We start from the raw sequence: 20,303 nt of genomic DNA, 5'->3' as shown, positions 1-20,303 counted from the left end.
CGTAAATCAATCAAAAAATTGACTTTAAACCTGTACGTATTTAGAAATTTGTCTTGAAAATCAATTAAGTGCTTGATCTCCTTTTTCTCCAGTACGAATTCTATAGCTTTCCTGTATATCGAAAACGAAAATTTTTCCATCCCCAACTTCTCCTGTTTTTGAAGTTTCAAGAATGGTCTGTATCGTTTTTTCTTTTAATTCGTCGGCAACAACAATAGACAGGCATCTTCTTTGGATATCACTGGTGCTGTAGCTGATGCCTCTATAGACATTTCCTTTTTTTCGTTGCCTACTCCTGTAACATCCCAATAGGTGAAAAAATCGATACCAATACCGTGCAATGCGTTTTTTACAGCGCCAAATTTTGATTTTCTGATGATAGCTTCAATTTTTTTCATAATTCTTTGGTTGATGGGATAGAAGTTCCATTTTTGGAATAGCTATTTGGTAATGAATATTCCTAAAAATACAAAAAGTAAAGCAACGCTAATAGAACCTATGGTGTAGATCGCAAAGGAAATAAGATCTCCAGATTTAAGAAATAGATGATTCTCATAAGCAAATGAGGAAAAGGTGGTAAACCCACCACAAAAACCAGTTGCAAGTAATAGTACAGTTTGGTGTGAAAGTGTGCTGTTTTTTGCAGCCAATCCCAAGATAATTCCAATCAGAAAGCTTCCTAATATATTAGCTGCAAATGTTCCATAAGGAAGGCCCGAAGAAAATGTATTAAGGTATTTGCTAACTAAGTAGCGCGCAATACTACCTGTGCCACCACCCACAAATACCAATAATAGTTGTTTCATTACCTTTAGATTAAAAAGAACCTGCATTTCCTATACTAAAGAAATGCAGGCTGTAAATTAGTGTTTTTATTATTTTATTGGGATGTAAATTTCAGTGATATACTGAGCTGGGTTAGGTTGTAATTCTGGATTGGTTCGGTACACTTCAAACGCGGCAGATTGTGTATTCAACTCTAAACCATTATCCGCTATATATTTATAACCAGCTTCCCAAGCTTCTTTTAGATTTCCGTAATCGCCGGTTAAGGTAGTTTTTACAACTTTCTGTCTAGGAAGAAAATCGCAAAGTATAGCGCTGTCCTTAGGAGTGACTACTTTATCCCTAGTAGGAATAGCAGTCGAATAAATCGCTGTACTTTGTTCTTCATTAAATTCATTGTAAATCGTAAAAGGCATTCCGGTTTGTGGTAGGTTGTTTTCTATCATATAGCTGTTTACGGCAGGTAGCATTTGTGCCATTTTCTCAGGAATTACAGCAATCGATGACGCTGTTGCGCTATACATATAGAATCCTCCTCCGTGTTCGGTAACACCATCTACGTTGATTGCATATTCTTTCATTTTTTCATTAACATAAGCATCTAATTTTTCCAAACCTCTACTGTACATAGGTTTGATCATTTGAGACAGGGTGCTGTCTTGTGTTACCCAAAATGCTTTTTCCATAAAAGATTGCTCTCCTTTCATACCCCAGGTAACCTTGGTTTTTTTGCCTTCAATTTTTTCAAATTTCCAGTACACGTCACTAGCGCTTTCACCCATTGGAGTAATGAAAGTGATTTTCTGATCAATACTGGTAAAAGGAGCTGCTTTTACCGTATTCATTCTTCCATCACCTTGAGTTTCGCTTTTCCAGCTATATGAGGCTCCTTCTCCACTGGTTTTTTCTGGGTATTCCATGATTAGATCATCAGATTCATCCATCCATGGCCCCCATTTTTCCCAGGTTTTATATTCGTTAATGGTATTAAATAACAACTCATCTGGAGCTTCTATTATACGGCTTTCTTCTGCTTGATAGTTACCATCGATTGTTGCAACGTACACAGCGCCACCAATGATTATTAACAATAATAGAAAGAACAAATACTTGATTATTTTCATGTCAGTCAGTTTAGATTGTTTGATTAGCTAATATAACTAATTTTTGCATCCTATTATTTTGTTACATTTGTCAGAATAACTAAATCGGTTTATGAAATAAATTTCAATCGCTCTTTTATCTCAAAAATAGTACAATTTATAAGGTGATTTTATTAGTAAACCAAAAACAAACAAACAATGAAACTCAACAGATTATTATTTTTTATCATGTTCGCTACACTATTCGTGGCGTGTAAACAAGACCCGAAAGTACAGGATCAAATTGAGCAACAGGAAGAGAAAGTTGCCGAAGAGAAATTTGATCATGTAGTAGAGCAGTTTGCTGATCTAAGAATATTAAGATATCAAATCCCTGGATGGGAAAATCTAACCCTAAAGGAACAAAAATTAGTCTATTATTTAACTCAGGCTGGTTTAAGTGGGCGTGATATCATGTGGGATCAGAACTATAGATATAATTTAAGAATTAGGAAAGCTCTTGAAAAAATCTATAAAACATACGAAGGTGATAAAAATGTTGCCGATTGGAAAGCGTTTGAGACCTACCTTAAACGTGTTTGGTTCTCTAATGGGATCCATCACCACTACAGTAATGATAAGATTAAGCCAGAGTTTAGTCAGGATTATTTAAGTACACTTTTGGCAGCAACGAGTACAGAGTTAGAGAAAGAAGCCTACGAAGCAATCTTTAATGATGAAGATACTAAAAAAGTAAATCAAGGAAAGGGAATCGATAATGTTGCCCTTTCTGCAGTAAACTTTTATGGTCCAAATGTAACCAATGATGATGTAACTTCATTTTATGCCAAAATCAAATCTCCAGATAAGGATAAACCCTTGTCATACGGATTAAATTCTCAGCTAGTAAAGGAAAATGGAAAATTGGTAGAAAGAGTTTATAAATCCGGAGGATTATATGGTTCGGCTATCGATGAAATTATCAAATGGTTAGAAAAGGCACAAGGAGTTGCCGAAAATAAAGCACAAGGAGATGCTTTAGGATTGTTAATCCAATATTACAAAACAGGAGACTTGCAAACATGGGACGATTATAATGTAGCCTGGACGGCAGCTACTGAAGGTAATATCGACTATATCAATAGTTTTATTGAAGTATACAACGATCCATTAGGTTATAGAGGGTCGTATGAGACTATTGTAGAGATCAAAGATTTTGATATGTCGCAAAAGATGGCAGTATTGTCTGAGAATGCACAGTGGTTCGAAGATAATTCACCACTTATGGAAGAACACAAGAAGAAGAATGTTGTTGGAGTTACCTACAAAGTAGTGAATGTGGCTGGAGAGGCCGGAGATGCTTCACCAAGTACGCCTATTGGGGTTAATTTACCTAATGCAAACTGGATTAGAGCTGCTGTAGGATCTAAATCTGTTTCTTTAGGAAACATTATTGGTGCTTACAACAATGCAGGAGGATCTGGTCGTTTAAAAGAGTTTGTGCATGATGATGATGAATATAAGTTAGAAGAGCAGTATGGTCAACTAGCGGATAAATTACACACTGCATTACATGAAGTAATTGGGCATGCTTCTGGACAATTAAATCCAGGAGTAGGAGAGACCAAAGAAACGTTGAAAAACTACGCGTCTACCATGGAAGAAGGACGTGCGGATCTTGTTGGATTGTATTACTTGATGGATCCAAAATTACAAGAACTTGGTCTTGTAGAAGATTGGGAAAAAGTGGGTAAAGCTGCTTATGATGGATACATCCGAAATGGATTAATGACTCAATTAATTCGTTTAAATCTAGGAGACGATGTAGAAGAAGCACATATGAGAAACCGACAGTGGGTAAGTGCTTGGGCTTTTGAACAGGGAGCCAAAGATAATGTGATCGAAAAAGTAACCAGAAATGGAAAAACATATTTCAATGTAAACGATTACCAGAAACTACGTGAAATTTTTGGAAAATTGCTTCGTGAAACACAACGAATCAAATCAGAAGGAGATTATGCAGCGGCTGAAGCGTTGGTAGAAGGTTATGGTGTAAAAGTGGATCAAGATGTACATGCTGAAGTGTTAAAACGTAATGAGCAATTTACATCAGCACCATATAGCGGATTTGTAAACCCGGTTTTAGTGCCAGAGATGGACGAAAATGGAGAAATTACAAAGGTAAATGTAACGCAGCCAACAGATTTTGCTACGCAAATGCTTGACTATAGTAAAGACTATAGTTTCTTGCCAGCTGTAAATTAGTATTACATTCAATAATTAACAAAAACGCTTTTTCTGAAAAGGAGAAGCGTTTTTTGTTTGGATCAAGATCTATTGGAAATCGTATTTTTTCTCGATGGCGTATCGCAATAGTTCCCCTTTACCTTGTAGTCCGAGTTTGCGAATGATATTCTTGCGATGGGTCTCAATAGTAGATACCGAATTGAAGCGAAGAGCGGCAATTTCGGAGGAGGTCTTTCCTTGTCCAATGAGTTTTAAAATTTCACGCTCACTTTTTGATAATACTTGTTTTTTTTCTTGAGGTTTAGCGTCTTTTGATAATAAAGAAGGATCAATGGCAGCATCAAAATAGGTGCCTCCTTGAGCAACTTGTTGTATGGCAGTCAATACTTCTTCCAAAGGAGAGTTTTTAAGTAAATATCCTGAGGCTCCTGCGTCCACCATTTGCTTTATAGCATCTTCCTGGTCAAACATAGAAAAGGCAATTACTTTGATACTGGGAAATTCTTTCTTGATAATGTTAGTGGCCGCAATACCATCAATTTTAGGCATTCTGATATCCATAAGCACCACTTTAGGTTGTTTTCGACGAACGATAGCAAGTAACTCTTCTCCATCATTTGCCTTTCCTACAATGCTGATATCATCTTCATATTTTAGAAGCAATTGTACTCCGTCGATCAGAGATTGATGGTCTTCGGCTATGGCTACGGTGATCATATGGGTATGTTTATAATGATATTGGTACCTTGATTAGGTGTAGAATCAATTTCAAAGGTCCCTTCGAGATGTTCTACGCGTTTTTCAATAGTTTTTAATCCCATCCCATCCTTATCTATAATGATTTTAGGGTCAAATCCCTTCCCGTTATCTTCTATAATGATATTGAGTAACGAATCGTGATTGGTAAGGGAAATATGAATTTCGTTTGCTTCGGCGTGCTTGATACAATTCGTGATCAATTCCTGGATCATTCTGAAAATAGAAATCTCCAAGCTATTGTCTAATCGTTCTTCTAGCCCAAAATCCTGAACCTCTATCTGTATTTTATTACTTTTCGATACTTTTTTAGCCAGATTTTTAATGGCGACCAATAATCCTTGATTTGCCATAACCCCACTGTTTTTTTCGTGAGCGATAGTACGTACTTTTTGATAAGCTTCATCCAGCAGGTGATCTGTGTTTGTATATAATTCTTCTATATTTTTTACTTTTGGATTGTTCCAGTTGCTCTTCAAATGTTGAAAATGTAACTTAACCGTGGCCAATGTACTTCCTAGGTTATCATGCAAATCATTGGCTAATCGTTGTCGTTCTTTTTCCTGTCCAAGGATCATTGCGTCGATAGCTGCCAATTCTTGATCTTTTAATAGCTTTTCTGTTTTTTGGATTTCAATTTCTTTTTCCTGTTCAGCGATACGTTGTTTACGTTTGGTGTTTTTATTAATCAAAAAAGCAGTGATTCCCCCAAAAAACAAAAGGACCAAGGAGCCGATAAGGAAATTTCTGTTTTTAATTCGTTTTGCTTCAATTTCTAGATTGTTTGCCCGTAGTTTTTCATTGTCGTATTTTTCTTCAATGTCAGAAATCAAAGCGTTTTGCTTAGTAAGGTTAATACTACTTTTTAGCTTTTCTACTTTTTTTAAATATAAGTATGCACTATCGAATTGTTTTAGACTACTATATGTCTTTTCAATATTCTGAAATAGTATTTTTTTACTTTTTATACCGTGTTTTTTTATATTGATTAATTCGGCTTTTTTAAAATATGAAAGAGCAAGATTGTATTCTTTTTCGCTGCGATATACATTTCCAATATTATTAAGAATACTAAATTTTAGATTTTTATTTTCATTTGCGATGCTGTCACTTTTTTGAAGCTTAAGTGCTGTGTTGAAATAATATCTGGCGGAATCCATTTTTTTAACCTTTTGTGATACAGCACTCCCAAGTTGGAAAGAATGTTGACTTCTCCTATTATACTATCTATTTCTTTATGTAGATAATAAGATTTTAAAAAGAACATTTTGGGGATATCGGGGTCAGAATTCCTGAAGTTTTTTCTTCCTAACTCATTATTTACTAATGCTAACCATTTTTTTGAATTGTTCTTTTTTGCATAAATACGAAGAGAATCAAAATATTTTTCTCTTTCTAGAGATAGTTCATTTTGACTAGCTAATAGAGAATATATTTCTAAATAAGTTTTGGCGGTATATTCTGTGTTTTTTAATCTTTTAAAATCATCTAGAGCTTTTCTATAAAAAATAAAAGCCGAATCTTCCTTATTCAAATTTTCATATGCTTGTGCAGTAATAAAATTCAAATTTGGCTTAATTCGGCTATCTATTCTTATAACATCTTTCTTATAATTATCTATAATTATTCTATACTGCTCATTTTCTAGATTGTTTTTAGCTTTTATAAGTATTGATTCGTTGTTCTGACTATTAACTGAGATAGAAAGAAAAAAACAAATAAGAATTATTATGTTGTTGTTAACCTCCATTTAAAATACTTCCTTCCTCTTCCATAGGTTCTTCTTTTAAACGATCTAAAATGAAATCCTTGTTTAAATCGTACTTATCTAAAAATGGAATGTCTTGAACATCACATTTGTCAGTTGTATAGACTCCTTGTTCAAATATACACAAGCTATATAGTAGGCGATGGATCCTGTTGAATTTATCATTGTGAAGAACGATTACCTTAAGTTTTTTGTGAGACGATAATCTACTTCTGCTAAGGCCTCTTATTTTGTCTATGGGGATTTCTGTTTCTATCATGTGTGTGACAGGGTCATTGACCGAAGGGCGTCCATTGTTTCCATTTAGAAAAACTAGAATGGCGTTGACATTGTTACTGGAAATATCAACAACTTTTACAATTTTTAACTTCTTGGTGGTGATTGGTATTTTTATTTTGATCAAATTGGAATCTACTTTGAAATAACTTCTCCTCTCGTCTGGTTTAAGTGGTCTATATATTGCTCTTCTGTTACCCGGAATTTCTGTTATGATTTGATTAGGAGGTGTATAGTTATAAAATATTGCTTCATTTATAGAATCTAGTTTTTCAGTTTCACTAGTCCGGTCAATTTTTTCAACTTGTACGTTTTTTAATTTTTCTGTTTGATTATTTTTTTGATTTTCCTGTTTACAAGAATTCAATAAAATTACAATGGATAATATTCCTAATAATAGTAGTAATTCTTTTTTCATTTTATGGTTATTTAGTTCACTCCAAAACTCTAAAAAAAGAGCAGTATTAGCCATACCCAATACAGGGTATTTTGCATTGATGACGATAAATACTCGAACATTCAAATATCACTTTTTAATAAAAGTGACATCCTTTCTTGATGATTATTTGATTGAAAACCAGGGGTATGTACGGTTTATTCTGGTTGTAAATACGTTTTTAACGCAAACAACAGCAAAATAAAGATAATAAAACCGATCAAAATGAAAAGACTGCCTTTATAATATTTGCGATGAAGTTTTAGATCTTTTCGATAGCTGAAAATCATTAAAATAATAAAAGCAATTACAAAAAGACCGGCAAATATTAACTGACCTTGACTAAACATAAATTCTTATTTTTACCGCAAAGATAATTTATAAAAACATACTGATGAAGGATAAAATTGCCGCGGTACAAGAATTTCATACTGCTTTTGAGATAGGATATAAAAATGAACCCATTGCTGATCTGGGAGAAGCAAAAAATACACTTCGTTTTAATCTTATGAAAGAAGAAAATGAGGAGTATTTTGAAGCTGCTCAAAATAATGATTTGATAGAAGTGGCAGATGCGCTTGGGGATATGCTATATATTCTTTGTGGTACGATTATCGAGCATGGAATGCAACATAAAATAGAAGAGGTCTTTAATGAAATACAACGAAGTAATATGAGTAAGTTAGGTGAAGACGGAAAGCCAATTTACAGAGAAGATGGTAAAGTGTTGAAGGGCCCAAATTATTTTAAACCCAACATCAAAGAAATTTTAGATCGTTAAATAAAAAAACTCCAGAGATAATGTCTGGAGTTTTTTATTCATATATTTTCGAGAACTTATACTTTTTGTCTCCAGCCAAAAGGATCTTCGGCTTTATTATATTGTATGTCCATCAATGCTTTTTTAAAGAAATCGGCATAAGGCTGTTCTTGCTTTTCAATTTCATAATGTTTTCCTTGATATCCAAAAGCTTTAATAGGGCTCACAACTGCTGCAGTTCCTGCACCAAAGGCTTCTTTTAAAGTTCCATTTTTGGCAGCCTCTACAATTTCACTTACTTTGACTGGTCTTACCTCTACATTAATCCCTTCTTTTTCAGCCATCGCAATTAGACTCTTACGGGTTACTCCATCAAGGATACGATCACTTACAGGAGCAGTAAGCAAGGTGTCGTTTACTCTGAAAAACACATTCATTGTACCTGCTTCTTCCATATACTCGTGTGTATTGGCATCTGTCCAGATAACTTGCTGATATCCTTTTTCCTTAGCTAGTTTGGTTGGATAAAACTGCCCGGCATAGTTTCCTGCGGCTTTAGCATATCCAAAACCACCATCTGCCGAACGGCTAAATTTTTCAGCAACCAAAACACTTACATCTCCGCTATAATACGATTGTGCAGGAGAGCAAATGATCATGAATTTGTATTCGTCAGCTTCAGAGGCAGAAACACTAGCTTGGGTTGCAATTACAAACGGTCTTATGTATAGCGAATTACCATATCCTGGTTTAATCCATTCGTTATCCAACTTCAATAGGGTGTATAATCCTTCAAAGAAATATTCTTCTGGGAATTCAGGTATAGCTAAACGCTCTGCGGATTTATTGATACGTTTAAAGTTTTCATCGGGCCTGAACAAAAATGTATCGCCATTATCATCCTTATACGCCTTCATTCCTTCAAAAACGGCTTGCCCATAATGAAACACACGTGCAGACGGTTCTATTGTCAAAGGGCCATAAGGAACAATTTTTGGAGATTGCCACTCACCATTTACAAAATCACAGACAAACATGTGATCGGTAAAGATTTTTCCGAAATTTAGATTTTCAAAATCTACTTGTCCAATTTTGGACTCACTTGCTTTTTTAATTTCTATCTGCTGAGAGATTGTGTTTTTCATTCTATTCGTTTTTTAGTGATCAAACCAATATATTCATGCTCGCAATATCTTAGTAATAAGTCTACTATTTAGGTAATTACTAACATGAACCTATAAAGTACGCAAAAATACCCTTTTCTCCTAAAATAAGAATTCTCAAAATGCGTAATTTTGTAACTCATGACAAATAATTATAGAATAATGAATAAAATCCAGCTTTTTTTAACGGTATCACTACTAATTATGATTAGTTGTACAAACAATCAAAAAGACTCTTTTGCTATTCAGGAAACAGATTTAGAAAATTACTCACCTTATGGCGGAAAGATTGTAAAAGATCAGGTTTTTTATCAAGGAGCCTTAGCAGAGAAATATCAAGAAATGAATGTAGGAGATACCTTAGATATTGCTTTTACCAGTACAGTAAACAATGTTTGTAAAGCCAAAGGGTGTTGGATGAAGCTCGCAATCAATAAGGATGAGGAAACTATGGTAAAGTTTAAAGATTACGGTTTTTTTGTGCCTAAGGATATAGAAAATGACACCGTAATTGTTCAGGGTAAAGCATTCGTGACCGAGATGTCTGTAGAAGATCAACGTCATTATGCCAGCGATGCTGGGAAAAGTGAGGAAGAAATAGCTGCGATTACCAAACCAAAAAAGACCTATTCTTTTATAGCAGATGGAGTTTTAATCAAGAACTAATGCAGGAGGAACAAAAGCGAGAAATTATTACCACCGGCGATGGGTCCAAAACTATTCATCTCCCAGGATGGAATGAACAGTATCACTCTAAACATGGTGCGATTAATGAAGCGCAGCACGTATTTATAAAACAGGGTTTTCATCACATTCTTCAATTACACGGTTTTGAGGAGTTGCATATTTTGGAAATAGGATTTGGAACTGGCTTAAACGCATTTATCACATTTTTGGAGTCCTTAAAAAGTAAACAGAAAGTGAATTATGTCGGGGTAGAGGCCTACCCAGTTACTATTGAAGAAGCAAATGTGATGAACTATGTAGAAGCCCTTCAGGCTACTGATCAAAAAGCTGCTTTTGTTGAATTGCATACTTCACCATGGGAAACTGAAACCGAAATCTCTAATGATTTTAAGTGTACCAAGCGCAAACAGTTTTTCTCTGAAATAAAAGATGAAAACTGCTTTGATCTGATTTATTTTGATGCTTTTGGCGCCAGAGTGCAACCCGAGCTATGGACGGTTTCAATTTTTTCTAAAATGTTTAGGGCTTTAAAAGATAATGGTGTTTTGGTGACTTATGCTGCAAAGGGAAGTGTGCGAAGAGCAATGCAAGAGGTTGGTTTTACCGTAGAACGCCTGCCCGGACCGCCTGGTAAAAGGGAAATGTTGAGAGCAAGTAAACTTTGATATCCAGTTCTGTTTTCGCTTCTGAACGATTGTTAAACCTATAATAAAGATATAGGTTTTATACCCTAGTGATAGTATTTTGCAGCAAAATGTATCACCATGAGGGTTCTAATTACAGGAGCTACAGGTTTGATCGGCCAAGAGATCGTAAAGCTATGTCATCAATCAAAGATTGATGTAAATTACTTGACTACGAACAAAAGTAAGATCAGTAAAAATGAATCTTATCAGGGTTTTTACTGGAATCTGAAACAAAATGAAATAGATACCGACTGTTTCAAAGATGTTGAGGTGATCATTAATTTGGTAGGAGCAACAGTTGCCAAACGCTGGACTTCTTCTTACAAGCAGGAAATCTTAGATAGTAGAACCAAATCAGCAGACCTGCTGGTAACGTCCTTGAAAAATACTTCACATACTGTTAGGCATATTATTTCTGCTAGCGCTATTGGTATTTATCCCGATTCATTTCAAAATTATTACATGGAAAATTCTCCTGAAGAGGATACTGGATTTCTCGGGGAGGTTGTCAAAAAATGGGAAGATGCAGTACTTCAGTTTAAGGATTTGGGTATAGAAGTGAGTTTGTTGCGAATTGGTTTGGTGCTGTCTGATAAGGGCGGGGCTTTTCCAAAAATCAAAAAACCTATTCAGTATGGTGTAGGGGCTGTATTTGGTAGTGGTAAACAGTGGCAAAGCTGGATTCATGTATCGGATTTGGCCAATATGTTTGTGCATGTTTTGAAAGAAGAACTCACCGGGGTGTATAATGCGGTGGCACCCAATCCAGTCTCTAATAAGAAACTGACAGATACCGTTGCTAATAAGTTAAATAAGAATATTGTATTACCAGGCGTTCCCAGGCTTACCATGAAACTATTTTTGGGAGAAATGCATGTACTTCTTTTTTCGAGTCAGAGAGTCTGTAGTGACAAAATTGCAAAAACCGGGTTTGAGTTCGAATATGATAATATTACCTCTGCAGTGGATGCCTTAATTCCATAAAAAAAAGCCGACATTACAAACATCGGCCTTATCATTTCTTGTATACTCTATTCTTTACGAAGTAGGATTCGCCTGAATGTTAATTTTAAGCTCGATATCATCATCGATAAATTTGTCACCTAAATTTTCAAAAATAGATTTTGATCCGTAGTTAACACCCCAATCCGTACGATTGATCGTAAATACTTCACTAGTAAGCGATACTCCGTTTGGATCTACTTTACTCGATACAGGAACTGAAATGTTTTTGCTGATTCCTTTGATGGTTAAATTACCAGAAAGCATAGTCTTTCCTGCTTCTTCAGTAACCCCTGTGACTTCAAAAGTAGCCTTTGGAAATTGAGCCACATTAAAGAAGTGATCTTCTTTTCCTTCGCCTTCTCCTTTTAAGTGTCCTTCTAACCCAGCTTTTTCATCACCTTCAAGATCAGTAACTGTAATAGTGTTCATATCAATTACAAAAGACCCGCTTTGTATTTTTCCAGTTTCTGCGGTTACTTCTCCACCAGATAATTTAATAGTTCCCGTATGCAGGCCGGCAGGTTTTTTTCCGGTCCATTCTATTACACTTGAAGTAGTATTTACCGAGTAGGTTAATGCGGCAGCAGGAGCTTCTTTTACTTCTTCGGCGTCAGAAGTTTCTGTTTCGTTTTGCTTTTCTCCTTTACAAGAGGTAGCAGAAGCTATAATGGCCAATACTGCAAATAAGTTAATTAGTTTAGTTTTCATAGATAATTCTTAAATGGTTAAAACGTTTTCAAAATTATTTTTTTCTTAACACATACTTCTTAAATATATACTAAAATATTCCTGTGACATTATGACATTAATTCAAAAATGGCAGTACTTTTGCTACTTCAAATTGAAAACTTATAATTAGGTACTTGTTACAATGAGTGATAAAAATAAAAATACAGAAGAGGTAAAAGATCAGGTAGAAGAAATACTTGATACGCAAGATACAGAAGAGCAAACCACTGAAGAGGTAGATGTTGAGGTGAAATTGCAGGAAGAACTAGATAAAGAAAAAGATAAGTTTTTAAGACTTTTTGCAGAGTTTGAAAATTATAAGAAACGTACGTCAAAAGAACGATTAGAACTTTTTAAGACAGCAAGTCAGGATGTAATGGTCTCTATGTTACCTGTTTTGGATGATTTTGACAGAGCTTTAAAGGAAATTGAAAAATCAGAAGATAAGGAGTTGATCAAAGGAGTGGAGTTAATTCATAACAAACTTAAGGAAACCCTAAAAGGAAAAGGTCTTGAACAGATTGAAGTAAATGCAGGAGATGCTTTTAATGCAGATGACCACGAAGCAATTACTCAAATCCCAGCTCCGAGTGAAGATTTAAAAGGTAAGATTGTAGATGTGATCGAAAAGGGTTATAAACTTGGAGAGAAAGTAATTCGTTTCCCAAAAGTAGTAACCGGACAATAATTTAGGTATGAAGGAAGATTTTTATGACATACTGGGTGTAAGTAAAAATGCTAGCGATGCTGAAATAAAAAAGGCATATCGCAAAAAAGCTATTGAGTTCCACCCTGATAAAAACCCTGGTGATAAAACAGCCGAAGAGAAATTCAAGAAAGCTGCAGAGGCTTATGAGATTCTTAGTGATGCTGATAAAAGAGCCAGGTATGACCAGTTTGGTCACCAGGCTTTCGAAGGCGGCGGCTTTGGCGGTGGCGGCGGAATGAATATGGATGATATCTTTAGCCAGTTCGGAGACATTTTTGGAGGCGGCTTTGGCGGTTTCGGTGGCTTTGGCGGCGGCGGAAGACAACGTCGGGTAAAAGGAAGCAATCTTCGAATCCGAGTAAGGCTTACACTGGAAGAGATTGCTAATGGAGTTGAGAAAAAGATAAAGGTAAAGCGTAAAATTCAGGCGCCAGGGACTACCTACAAAACTTGTGGGACCTGTAATGGTACTGGACAGGTAACACGTATTACCAACACCATTTTGGGTAGAATGCAAACGGCTACCGCATGTTCTACATGTGGAGGTGCCGGGCAAATCATTGATCATAAACCAGCAGATGCAGATGCTCAAGGATTAAAAATCACAGAAGAAACTGTTAGTATTAAAATACCACCAGGAGTTGAAGATGGAATGCAGTTGAAAGTTGCAGGAAAAGGAAACGAAGCACCTGGTAACGGTATTGCGGGAGATCTTTTGGTAGCCATCGAGGAGCAAGATCATCCAGAATTGCAAAGAGAAGGAAACAATCTGCACTATGATTTGTATGTGAGCTTTTCTGAAGCAGCACTGGGTACTTCAAGAGAAATAGATACAGTATCTGGTAAGGTGCGTATTAAAATAGAAGAGGGAGTGCAAAGTGGAAAAATCCTAAGGCTGAGAGGTAAGGGGATTCCGAGCCTTAATGGATATGGTAAAGGAGATTTGCTAGTACATGTTAATGTATGGACTCCAAAAACCCTTAACAAAGAACAAAGAGAGTTTTTTGAAAGAATGGCCAAAGATGATCATTTCAAACCAAATCCTGATAGTGGAGAGAAATCATTTTTCGAGAAAGTGAAAGATATGTTTTCTTAACAAAATCAGATGATTACCCTTGAAAGAATCATTTGTTTGATATTAACTTTTGATTAAGAAAAATTCGTATATTTGAAACATCACTAGCGCATTTAGTGATAATTTTTCTTTTTCATAGCAATTTTTTTCCCATCCTTAATACTTGTATTTAGGGTGGGTTTTGTTTTAATAGGCATATATTAGCATAAGTTTTTTAGTTTTCGTATCATGCGGAGCTGATAACAACCACAATTATATTTTTACACTTTATGACTAATCTTTTAGAGGTACAAGGAGCATCCAAACGATTCGGTAGCTTTACGGCACTGGATAATGTTTCTATAGCAGTACCAAAAGGGAGTATTTTTGGGCTATTAGGTCCCAATGGAGCTGGTAAAACTACATTGATTCGTATTATTAATCAGATTACACTTCCAGATGAAGGAAAGGTATTTTTGGATAACGAACCTTTAAAAAAAGAGCATATTCAGGATATAGGATATCTACCCGAAGAACGTGGGTTGTATAAATCGATGAAAGTAGGAGAGCAAGCCTTGTATCTAGCCCAACTTAAAGGATTAAGCAAAAAAGAAGCAAAAGATCGACTAAAATATTGGTTTGATAAGTTTGAAATTTCACACTGGTGGGACAAAAAGATACAAGAGCTTTCCAAAGGAATGGCACAAAAAGTACAATTTATAGTAACGGTACTACATCGACCGAAGCTGTTAATTTTTGATGAACCCTTTAGTGGTTTTGATCCTATCAACGCCAATGTAATTAAGGATGAAATTCTACAATTACGAAAGGAAGGCGCTACAGTTATATTTTCTACTCACCGCATGGAAAGCGTAGAAGAGCTATGCGATCATATTGCATTGATCAACAAGTCCAAGAAAATTTTGGAAGGCGAAGTTTCGGATATCAAAAGAAAATACAAATCCAATACTTTTGAGGTGGGATTACTCACCGAAAGTGAAAATGGGTTGTACGATGAACTTAAAGAGAAATTCCAGGTAGTTCCAGCTGATTTTAAAACCATAGAAGAACAATTAAAGTTGAAAATCACTTTAGATCAAAGTACATCGGCTAATGATCTATTGGGGTATTTGTCCACTAAAGCACAAGTTCTTCGGTTCAACGAAGTGATCCCAAGTGTAAACGAAATTTTTATTAAAACCATCTCAGAAAATGAATAATCTCAAATTAATAATTCAAAGAGAATTTATTGCTCGTGTTCGTAACAGAACTTTTGTGGTTATGACTTTCTTAAGCCCCCTCATCTTTGTGGGGATGATTGCTTTAATAACATGGTTAGCTACGCTTAATAATGAAGAAGTTCGACAAATCGCCTTTTTTGATGAAACGGGAATGTTTACTTCCGATTTTAAAAATTCGGATAACGTAACTTACATAAACTATAGTGATCTTAGTTTGAACGATGCTAAAGATTCGGTAGTCATCAAGAAGCTTTATGGATTACTTTATATTCCTAAAAAAGGAACAAACAAAGAGCTTGCTTCTTCTGTTCAGTTCTATGCGGATGATGCTCCAAATATTTCCATCCTCAATGGGATTGAAGATATCATTGCTTCAAAGCTTACCAACCAAAATTTTGAAGAAAAGGGGTTAGACCTAAATGTGATCGAAAATTCAAGAGCAAGAGTCAATATTTTGATCGAAAATTTCTCCGGAGAAAAGACATCAAAAATGACAAATTATGTGAAGATGTTTTTTGGAGGTGCTGCAGGGTATTTTTTAATGATGTTTATTATTATTTATGGTAACATGGTGATGCGATCGGTCATCGAGGAGAAGGCAAATCGAATTATTGAGATTATTATCTCATCAGTAAAACCATTACAACTAATGATGGGGAAAATCCTGGGAACTTCTTTTGCTGGGATTCTTCAGTTTTTAATATGGGTGCTTTTAGGAAGCGTTTTATTATTTGTGGCTACTTCGGTCTTTGGAATAGAAGCACAAACTCCCACAGGTATAGATCCTTCTATAGCACTACAGGAAGATCATCAAGAAGAAATACAATTGTTGCTTCAGGATATATTGAAACTCCCGTTAGGTACTTTGGTAATGGCCTTTTTTGTCTACTTTGTAGGAGGTTATTTCTTATATAGTTCTATCTATGCTGCTATTGGTGCTGCAGTAGATAGCGAAACAGATTCTCAACAATTCATGCTGCCTATTATTTTGCCATTGATGCTTGGGATTTATGTAGGGTTCTTTTCCGTTGTAGAAAATCCACATGGTACGGTCTCTACCGTCTTTTCTATGATTCCATTAACTTCTCCCATCGTAATGCTAATGCGCATTCCTTTTGGAGTAAATTGGTGGGAAGTATTGATTTCGATCCTTCTGTTATTTGGAAGTATTATATTTATGGTATGGCTGGCTGGAAAAATATACCGCGTAGGTATTTTGATGTATGGTAAGAAGCCTAGTTATAAGGAGTTGTACAAATGGTTAAAGTATTAGTGCAATGATACAAGAAGAAATCACAGAACAGGTAAAAGAAGTAATCCAAGAGGATGTCTGGGGAGCTATAAAAGAGTTTCTGGGCTACGAAATATTTCATTTTGGTTCCGAGGATCATCCCTTAGTGCTTACGGTAGGTTTGCTGCTATTCGTGATTTTTGTATTGTTGATTACTTCTTTCTTTTTAAGGGTATTTAAAAGATTCCTGACACGGAAATTGAATAGTGACGACAAGCTGAAATTTGAATCCGTTTTTTCGTTTTTAAAGTATTTCATTTATATCGTTGTTATTTTTGGTACACTAGACGCTATAGGTTTTAATATCACAGCTATTTTTGCAGCTTCGGCGGCTTTACTGGTTGGTGTAGGTTTGGCTTTGCAAACTTTTATTCAGGATATTCTCTCTGGGATATTCATTTTTGTGGATAAAACCGTTCATGTTGGGGATATCATAGAATTGGAGGATAAAGTAGGTAGAGTAGTAGAGATCAAACTCAGAACAACAAGAGCAGTTACTATAGATAATAAGGTGCTCGTTATTCCCAACCATAAATACATGACATCCTCATTGTACAACTGGACTCAAAATGGAGTGTTGACACGAGAATCTGTAAGCGTTGGGGTGGCCTATGGGAGTGATACGCAATTAGTCAAAGAATTATTGATCCAGGCGGCTTTGTCAAATCCTCATGTGTTGAAACAACCAGAACCCTTGGTGCTGTTTACGGATTTTGCAGATAGCTCACTAAATTTTAAAGTCATTTTTACAATCAATGATAGTTTTCAGGGAGTAATCCCTAAAAGTGAAATACGCTTTGAGATTGATCGTTTATTTAGAGAACACAACATCAATATTCCGTTCCCGCAACGCGTAGTAACTATTGTTAAGGAATAATCTACCATTGAAAAGTTAATAAATAATATACACGCCCCAATATGAAGTATAAGGATCTTTTAATGTTTTGTTTTTGTGTGTTTGCAATACACACGACTATTAGATCCCAGGATACTGATTTGGCAAGGTTAGAATACGCCTATATTCCTCAAAGTGATAGTGATAATAAGTATAGCAGAATTCGTTTTTCTGCCAACTATCCAATCAAAATGAAACAAGAGGGGTCTTATTTGGTAATTTCTGGTCAGTACCGATATAATGATCTTGATATAGAAGATCCATTGATATTTGATCCAGGAGGAGATCTCAATGTATTTCAGACCATAGGTTTGGAATTGGGGTATACTTTCAAAATGAAGAATAATTGGAGATTTGGAGCCAAACTAGGAGGGCAGATTTCGTCGAATTTCGAAAGTTCAGGAATAGAAGGTGACGATTTTAGATATACAGGGTCGGTGTATTTTGTAAAAAGCTATAAGGATAAACAGGCCCCTAAAACGGCTAGGTTGATTATGGGATTACGCTATACTACTCCTGCCAGTATTAACTTCCCGTTACCCATTATAAATTACTTTAAACGATTTCATCAAAATTGGTCTTTTTCGGTAGGAACACCAAAAACGAGTATCAAATATTTCTTTAACGAAAAGAATACATTACAAGCTTTTGTGGGATTGGATCGTTTTTATGGTAATCTGCAGAATAACAGAACTTTTGTAGATCAAAATGGGGAAACAAAGGTTGCAGAAAATGCGTCGATGTTGAATATTCTTGGCGCATTAGGATATGAATATTATTTTACGGAACACTTATTGTTCTATATGTATTCCGGATATACATTAAGTAACGAAATACGACTACGAGATGGGGATCAGGAAAATGTACTGACTATCAATAATGGAAATACATTCTATTTTCGTAGTGGAATAAAACTAAAAATATAATGGCAAAAATTTTAGTAATTGAAGACGAATCTGCGATTCGAAGAGTTTTAGTCAAAATTCTTACCGAAGAAAGTGATAAATATGAAGTATTCGAAGCCGAAGATGGACTTTTGGGTATAGAAATGATCAAAAATGAAGATTATGATTTGGTGCTTTGTGATATCAAAATGCCAAAGATGGATGGAGTTGAGGTATTAGAGGCTGTAAAAAAGATAAAACCAGAAATCCCAATTGTGATGATCTCTGGACATGGTGATTTGGATACAGCTGTAAATACGATGAGGTTGGGGGCGTTTGATTACATTTCGAAACCACCAGATTTAAATCGTCTATTAAATACGGTAAGAAATGCCTTGGATAGAAAAGAATTGGTAGTCGAAAATAAAAGACTGAAAAAGAAGGTTTCCAAAAATTATGAAATGATTGGAGAATCCAAAGCCATTTCGAATATCAAAGAAATCATAGAAAAAGTTGCAGCTACCGATGCCAGAGTGCTGATTACCGGACCTAATGGAACAGGTAAAGAACTTGTGGCGCATTGGATTCATCAAAAGAGTGATCGTTCTTCTGGACCAATGATCGAAGTAAACTGCGCAGCAATCCCTGGAGAATTGATTGAGAGTGAACTTTTTGGTCATGTGAAGGGAGCATTTACCTCTGCAAATAAAGATAGAGCTGGTAAATTTGAAGCTGCAAATGGAGGAACCATATTCTTGGATGAGATTGGAGATATGAGTCTTTCTGCACAAGCAAAGGTACTTCGTGCATTACAAGAAAATAAAATACAACGTGTAGGAAGCGATAAAGATATTAAGGTAAATGTAAGAGTAGTAGCGGCTACCAACAAAGACCTTAAAAAGGAAATTAGCGATAACAAGTTTCGGGAGGATTTATATCACAGATTGGCTGTGATCCTGGTAAAGGTTCCTGCGTTAAACGATCGTAGAGAAGATATTCCGTTATTAGTTGATCATTTTTCAAAGAAAATAGCTTCAGAACAAGGATCACCTACAAAGACATTTTCAGCCAAAGCGATTAAGCAATTACAACAATACGATTGGACAGGTAATATTCGAGAGTTACGCAACGTAGTAGAACGCTTAATTATTCTTGGTGGAGCAGAAGTAAGCGAGGAGGATGTAAAGCTCTTTGCGGCAAAATAAGAGTATATAGTGTTTGGTGTTATAGTGGTTTATGCATGTAATGAATAAACCCTATATTGCGACCAAAAGTGGGATAAGCCCTTTGTTATGAAGAAAATTGTATTGCCCCTCCTGCTGTTGCTTGGCTTGCAAAATGCTACAGCACAATATGATCCTGGTGCCGTAAACTACGGTTTTGTAGGGATCAAAAGTTTTGGTTTGCAAAATGAAGTTGGATTAGGAGCACGAGTAGAATATGCCTTTAATTGCTACACCACCTTTATAGGAGAATATAATAGAGCTTTTGCTATTGGAGCAGAAGAAGACTACGAAGGATTCAACGAACTAGCGTTTGGAGTCAATCTTATTTTATTTAATTGGTATCCTACTACTATAACCGCAGGAATGAGTTATATCGGTAATGACTCTAGTTTTTTTGAAGAGATAGAAGACGAAGCCTTTTTGGGGATACGATCTGGGAATTTTAACCATGGCGCTCAGATAAAACTAAGAGCATTGCATCAAGTATCTGTACCCGTGCACATTTTTGCCGAATTGAATGTCAAAAGTTTGGGAAGACGGTATGATACCTTCTTGATTGGGTTTAGCTATGATTTTAAAGCAAGATAATAAACAGAATCAGTTATAAAAATACTGGTTTATG

Annotated in this window: 22 protein-coding genes and 1 pseudogene; 13 read left to right on the top strand and 10 right to left on the bottom strand. The window is 35.6% G+C overall.

Annotated features, from left to right (window positions below; genetic code table 11):
• Nucleotides 1-60: 60 nt before the first annotated feature.
• The 3 genes and pseudogenes from AC0L3Q_RS17800 to AC0L3Q_RS17790 all read right to left on the bottom strand — a co-directional run bounded on the left by AC0L3Q_RS17800 (nucleotide 61) and on the right by AC0L3Q_RS17790 (nucleotide 1,910).
• Nucleotides 61-398 (bottom strand): annotated as a pseudogene (locus tag AC0L3Q_RS17800) (P-II family nitrogen regulator).
• 42 nt (nucleotides 399-440) lie between these two features.
• A complete protein-coding gene (crcB, locus tag AC0L3Q_RS17795) occupies nucleotides 441-806 on the bottom strand; it encodes a fluoride efflux transporter CrcB (protein ID WP_473281557.1) in 366 nt (121 codons plus the stop codon).
• A 69-nt stretch (nucleotides 807-875) separates the two neighbouring features.
• Entirely contained in the window at nucleotides 876-1,910 is a 1,035-nt protein-coding gene (locus tag AC0L3Q_RS17790) for an SRPBCC family protein (protein ID WP_473281555.1), read from the bottom strand.
• 177 nt (nucleotides 1,911-2,087) lie between these two features.
• Here AC0L3Q_RS17790 and AC0L3Q_RS17785 point away from each other — a divergent pair, with 177 nt between their 5' ends.
• Nucleotides 2,088-4,133, top strand: coding sequence for a dipeptidyl-peptidase 3 family protein (locus AC0L3Q_RS17785; RefSeq protein ID WP_473281553.1), 2,046 nt, complete (start codon nucleotides 2,088-2,090; stop codon nucleotides 4,131-4,133).
• Nucleotides 4,134-4,202: 69 nt separating this feature from the next.
• On the opposite strand, the gene AC0L3Q_RS17780 is transcribed toward AC0L3Q_RS17785, so the two are convergent.
• The 5 genes from AC0L3Q_RS17780 to AC0L3Q_RS17760 all read right to left on the bottom strand — a co-directional run bounded on the left by AC0L3Q_RS17780 (nucleotide 4,203) and on the right by AC0L3Q_RS17760 (nucleotide 7,701).
• A complete protein-coding gene (locus tag AC0L3Q_RS17780) occupies nucleotides 4,203-4,832 on the bottom strand; it encodes a response regulator transcription factor (RefSeq protein ID WP_473281551.1) in 630 nt (209 codons plus the stop codon).
• On the bottom strand, nucleotides 4,829-6,031 hold the full coding sequence (locus AC0L3Q_RS17775; protein WP_473281549.1) for an ATP-binding protein: 1,203 nt from the start codon (nucleotides 6,029-6,031) through the stop codon (nucleotides 4,829-4,831). The genes AC0L3Q_RS17780 and AC0L3Q_RS17775 overlap by 4 nt, the downstream gene beginning before the upstream one ends.
• On the bottom strand, nucleotides 5,950-6,621 hold the full coding sequence (locus AC0L3Q_RS17770; RefSeq protein ID WP_473281548.1) for a hypothetical protein: 672 nt from the start codon (nucleotides 6,619-6,621) through the stop codon (nucleotides 5,950-5,952). Before AC0L3Q_RS17770 ends, AC0L3Q_RS17775 begins: the two co-directional genes overlap by 82 nt.
• Nucleotides 6,611-7,438, bottom strand: a complete 828-nt coding sequence (locus AC0L3Q_RS17765) for a hypothetical protein (RefSeq protein ID WP_473281546.1) — start codon at nucleotides 7,436-7,438, stop codon at nucleotides 6,611-6,613. Before AC0L3Q_RS17765 ends, AC0L3Q_RS17770 begins: the two co-directional genes overlap by 11 nt.
• Before the next feature lie 71 nt (nucleotides 7,439-7,509).
• The gene (locus AC0L3Q_RS17760) at nucleotides 7,510-7,701 is read right to left on the bottom strand and encodes a hypothetical protein (protein WP_473281544.1); all 192 of its coding nucleotides are present in this window, start codon (nucleotides 7,699-7,701) and stop codon (nucleotides 7,510-7,512) included.
• Nucleotides 7,702-7,745: 44 nt separating this feature from the next.
• On the opposite strand from AC0L3Q_RS17760, the gene AC0L3Q_RS17755 reads away from it, so the two are divergent.
• Nucleotides 7,746-8,132 carry a pyrophosphohydrolase domain-containing protein gene (locus AC0L3Q_RS17755; protein ID WP_473281542.1) on the top strand — a complete coding sequence of 129 codons (387 nt, stop codon included), beginning with the start codon at nucleotides 7,746-7,748 and terminating at the stop codon, nucleotides 8,130-8,132.
• A gap of 56 nt (nucleotides 8,133-8,188) precedes the next feature.
• On the opposite strand, the gene AC0L3Q_RS17750 is transcribed toward AC0L3Q_RS17755, so the two are convergent.
• Nucleotides 8,189-9,256: a branched-chain amino acid aminotransferase gene (locus AC0L3Q_RS17750; RefSeq protein ID WP_473281540.1), complete on the bottom strand. Its 1,068-nt coding sequence runs from the start codon at nucleotides 9,254-9,256 to the stop codon at nucleotides 8,189-8,191.
• 222 nt (nucleotides 9,257-9,478) lie between these two features.
• On the opposite strand from AC0L3Q_RS17750, the gene AC0L3Q_RS17745 reads away from it, so the two are divergent.
• The 3 genes from AC0L3Q_RS17745 to AC0L3Q_RS17735 all read left to right on the top strand — a co-directional run bounded on the left by AC0L3Q_RS17745 (nucleotide 9,479) and on the right by AC0L3Q_RS17735 (nucleotide 11,631).
• Entirely contained in the window at nucleotides 9,479-9,940 is a 462-nt protein-coding gene (locus AC0L3Q_RS17745) for a DUF4920 domain-containing protein (protein WP_473281538.1), read from the top strand.
• Nucleotides 9,940-10,626 carry a tRNA (5-methylaminomethyl-2-thiouridine)(34)-methyltransferase MnmC2 gene (mnmC2, locus tag AC0L3Q_RS17740; RefSeq protein WP_473281536.1) on the top strand — a complete coding sequence of 229 codons (687 nt, stop codon included), beginning with the start codon at nucleotides 9,940-9,942 and terminating at the stop codon, nucleotides 10,624-10,626. The genes AC0L3Q_RS17745 and mnmC2 overlap by 1 nt, the downstream gene beginning before the upstream one ends.
• Nucleotides 10,627-10,725: 99 nt before the next feature.
• Complete coding sequence (locus tag AC0L3Q_RS17735; RefSeq protein WP_473281534.1) at nucleotides 10,726-11,631, top strand: TIGR01777 family oxidoreductase; 906 nt, start codon at nucleotides 10,726-10,728, stop codon at nucleotides 11,629-11,631.
• Nucleotides 11,632-11,685: 54 nt separating this feature from the next.
• Here the strand turns inward: AC0L3Q_RS17735 and AC0L3Q_RS17730 are convergent, their stop codons facing one another.
• Nucleotides 11,686-12,360 (bottom strand): YceI family protein, encoded by a 675-nt coding sequence (locus AC0L3Q_RS17730; RefSeq protein WP_473281532.1) that lies wholly within the window; start codon nucleotides 12,358-12,360, stop codon nucleotides 11,686-11,688.
• 163 nt (nucleotides 12,361-12,523) lie between these two features.
• On the opposite strand from AC0L3Q_RS17730, the gene AC0L3Q_RS17725 reads away from it, so the two are divergent.
• From AC0L3Q_RS17725 to AC0L3Q_RS17690, 8 genes are all read left to right on the top strand, one after another.
• On the top strand, nucleotides 12,524-13,069 hold the full coding sequence (locus AC0L3Q_RS17725; RefSeq protein WP_073320709.1) for a nucleotide exchange factor GrpE: 546 nt from the start codon (nucleotides 12,524-12,526) through the stop codon (nucleotides 13,067-13,069).
• Between the two features lie 7 nt (nucleotides 13,070-13,076).
• On the top strand, nucleotides 13,077-14,186 hold the full coding sequence (gene dnaJ / locus AC0L3Q_RS17720) for a molecular chaperone DnaJ (RefSeq protein ID WP_473281530.1): 1,110 nt from the start codon (nucleotides 13,077-13,079) through the stop codon (nucleotides 14,184-14,186).
• A gap of 248 nt (nucleotides 14,187-14,434) precedes the next feature.
• Nucleotides 14,435-15,364 (top strand): ABC transporter ATP-binding protein, encoded by a 930-nt coding sequence (locus AC0L3Q_RS17715; protein ID WP_473281528.1) that lies wholly within the window; start codon nucleotides 14,435-14,437, stop codon nucleotides 15,362-15,364.
• Nucleotides 15,357-16,658, top strand: coding sequence for an ABC transporter permease (locus AC0L3Q_RS17710; protein WP_473281526.1), 1,302 nt, complete (start codon nucleotides 15,357-15,359; stop codon nucleotides 16,656-16,658). Before AC0L3Q_RS17715 ends, AC0L3Q_RS17710 begins: the two co-directional genes overlap by 8 nt.
• A 4-nt stretch (nucleotides 16,659-16,662) precedes the next feature.
• Nucleotides 16,663-17,553: a mechanosensitive ion channel family protein gene (locus tag AC0L3Q_RS17705; protein WP_473281525.1), complete on the top strand. Its 891-nt coding sequence runs from the start codon at nucleotides 16,663-16,665 to the stop codon at nucleotides 17,551-17,553.
• A 41-nt stretch (nucleotides 17,554-17,594) separates the two neighbouring features.
• Nucleotides 17,595-18,497 (top strand): DUF6268 family outer membrane beta-barrel protein, encoded by a 903-nt coding sequence (locus tag AC0L3Q_RS17700; protein WP_473281523.1) that lies wholly within the window; start codon nucleotides 17,595-17,597, stop codon nucleotides 18,495-18,497.
• Nucleotides 18,497-19,660 (top strand): sigma-54-dependent transcriptional regulator, encoded by a 1,164-nt coding sequence (locus AC0L3Q_RS17695; protein WP_473281521.1) that lies wholly within the window; start codon nucleotides 18,497-18,499, stop codon nucleotides 19,658-19,660. The genes AC0L3Q_RS17700 and AC0L3Q_RS17695 overlap by 1 nt, the downstream gene beginning before the upstream one ends.
• A gap of 87 nt (nucleotides 19,661-19,747) precedes the next feature.
• Nucleotides 19,748-20,269, top strand: coding sequence for a hypothetical protein (locus AC0L3Q_RS17690; protein WP_473281519.1), 522 nt, complete (start codon nucleotides 19,748-19,750; stop codon nucleotides 20,267-20,269).
• Nucleotides 20,270-20,303 lie beyond the last annotated feature (34 nt).

Source organism: Aquimarina sp. KJ22-3, assembly GCF_055808215.1.
Note: the sequence above shows the minus strand (reverse complement) of the source record. Positions and strands in the feature narration are given on the sequence as shown.

What these genes read in the sequence shown, in the direction of transcription:
- AC0L3Q_RS17715 (WP_473281528.1), top strand. Translation starts at nt 14,435, where the DNA reads ATGACTAATCTTTTAGAGGTACAAGGAGCATCCAAACGATTCGGTAGC.
- AC0L3Q_RS17790 (WP_473281555.1), bottom strand. Translation starts at nt 1,910, where the DNA reads ATGAAAATAATCAAGTATTTGTTCTTTCTATTATTGTTAATAATCATT.
- AC0L3Q_RS17725 (WP_073320709.1), top strand. Translation starts at nt 12,524, where the DNA reads ATGAGTGATAAAAATAAAAATACAGAAGAGGTAAAAGATCAGGTAGAA.
- AC0L3Q_RS17705 (WP_473281525.1), top strand. Translation starts at nt 16,663, where the DNA reads ATGATACAAGAAGAAATCACAGAACAGGTAAAAGAAGTAATCCAAGAG.
- AC0L3Q_RS17710 (WP_473281526.1), top strand. Translation starts at nt 15,357, where the DNA reads ATGAATAATCTCAAATTAATAATTCAAAGAGAATTTATTGCTCGTGTT.
- AC0L3Q_RS17695 (WP_473281521.1), top strand. Translation starts at nt 18,497, where the DNA reads ATGGCAAAAATTTTAGTAATTGAAGACGAATCTGCGATTCGAAGAGTT.
- crcB (WP_473281557.1), bottom strand. Translation starts at nt 806, where the DNA reads ATGAAACAACTATTATTGGTATTTGTGGGTGGTGGCACAGGTAGTATT.
- AC0L3Q_RS17735 (WP_473281534.1), top strand. Translation starts at nt 10,726, where the DNA reads ATGAGGGTTCTAATTACAGGAGCTACAGGTTTGATCGGCCAAGAGATC.
- AC0L3Q_RS17700 (WP_473281523.1), top strand. Translation starts at nt 17,595, where the DNA reads ATGAAGTATAAGGATCTTTTAATGTTTTGTTTTTGTGTGTTTGCAATA.
- AC0L3Q_RS17780 (WP_473281551.1), bottom strand. Translation starts at nt 4,832, where the DNA reads ATGATCACCGTAGCCATAGCCGAAGACCATCAATCTCTGATCGACGGA.
- AC0L3Q_RS17785 (WP_473281553.1), top strand. Translation starts at nt 2,088, where the DNA reads ATGAAACTCAACAGATTATTATTTTTTATCATGTTCGCTACACTATTC.
- AC0L3Q_RS17755 (WP_473281542.1), top strand. Translation starts at nt 7,746, where the DNA reads ATGAAGGATAAAATTGCCGCGGTACAAGAATTTCATACTGCTTTTGAG.
- AC0L3Q_RS17730 (WP_473281532.1), bottom strand. Translation starts at nt 12,360, where the DNA reads ATGAAAACTAAACTAATTAACTTATTTGCAGTATTGGCCATTATAGCT.
- dnaJ (WP_473281530.1), top strand. Translation starts at nt 13,077, where the DNA reads ATGAAGGAAGATTTTTATGACATACTGGGTGTAAGTAAAAATGCTAGC.
- AC0L3Q_RS17750 (WP_473281540.1), bottom strand. Translation starts at nt 9,256, where the DNA reads ATGAAAAACACAATCTCTCAGCAGATAGAAATTAAAAAAGCAAGTGAG.
- AC0L3Q_RS17745 (WP_473281538.1), top strand. Translation starts at nt 9,479, where the DNA reads ATGATTAGTTGTACAAACAATCAAAAAGACTCTTTTGCTATTCAGGAA.
- AC0L3Q_RS17770 (WP_473281548.1), bottom strand. Translation starts at nt 6,621, where the DNA reads ATGGAGGTTAACAACAACATAATAATTCTTATTTGTTTTTTTCTTTCT.
- AC0L3Q_RS17775 (WP_473281549.1), bottom strand. Translation starts at nt 6,031, where the DNA reads ATGGATTCCGCCAGATATTATTTCAACACAGCACTTAAGCTTCAAAAA.
- AC0L3Q_RS17760 (WP_473281544.1), bottom strand. Translation starts at nt 7,701, where the DNA reads ATGTTTAGTCAAGGTCAGTTAATATTTGCCGGTCTTTTTGTAATTGCT.
- AC0L3Q_RS17690 (WP_473281519.1), top strand. Translation starts at nt 19,748, where the DNA reads ATGAAGAAAATTGTATTGCCCCTCCTGCTGTTGCTTGGCTTGCAAAAT.
- mnmC2 (WP_473281536.1), top strand. Translation starts at nt 9,940, where the DNA reads ATGCAGGAGGAACAAAAGCGAGAAATTATTACCACCGGCGATGGGTCC.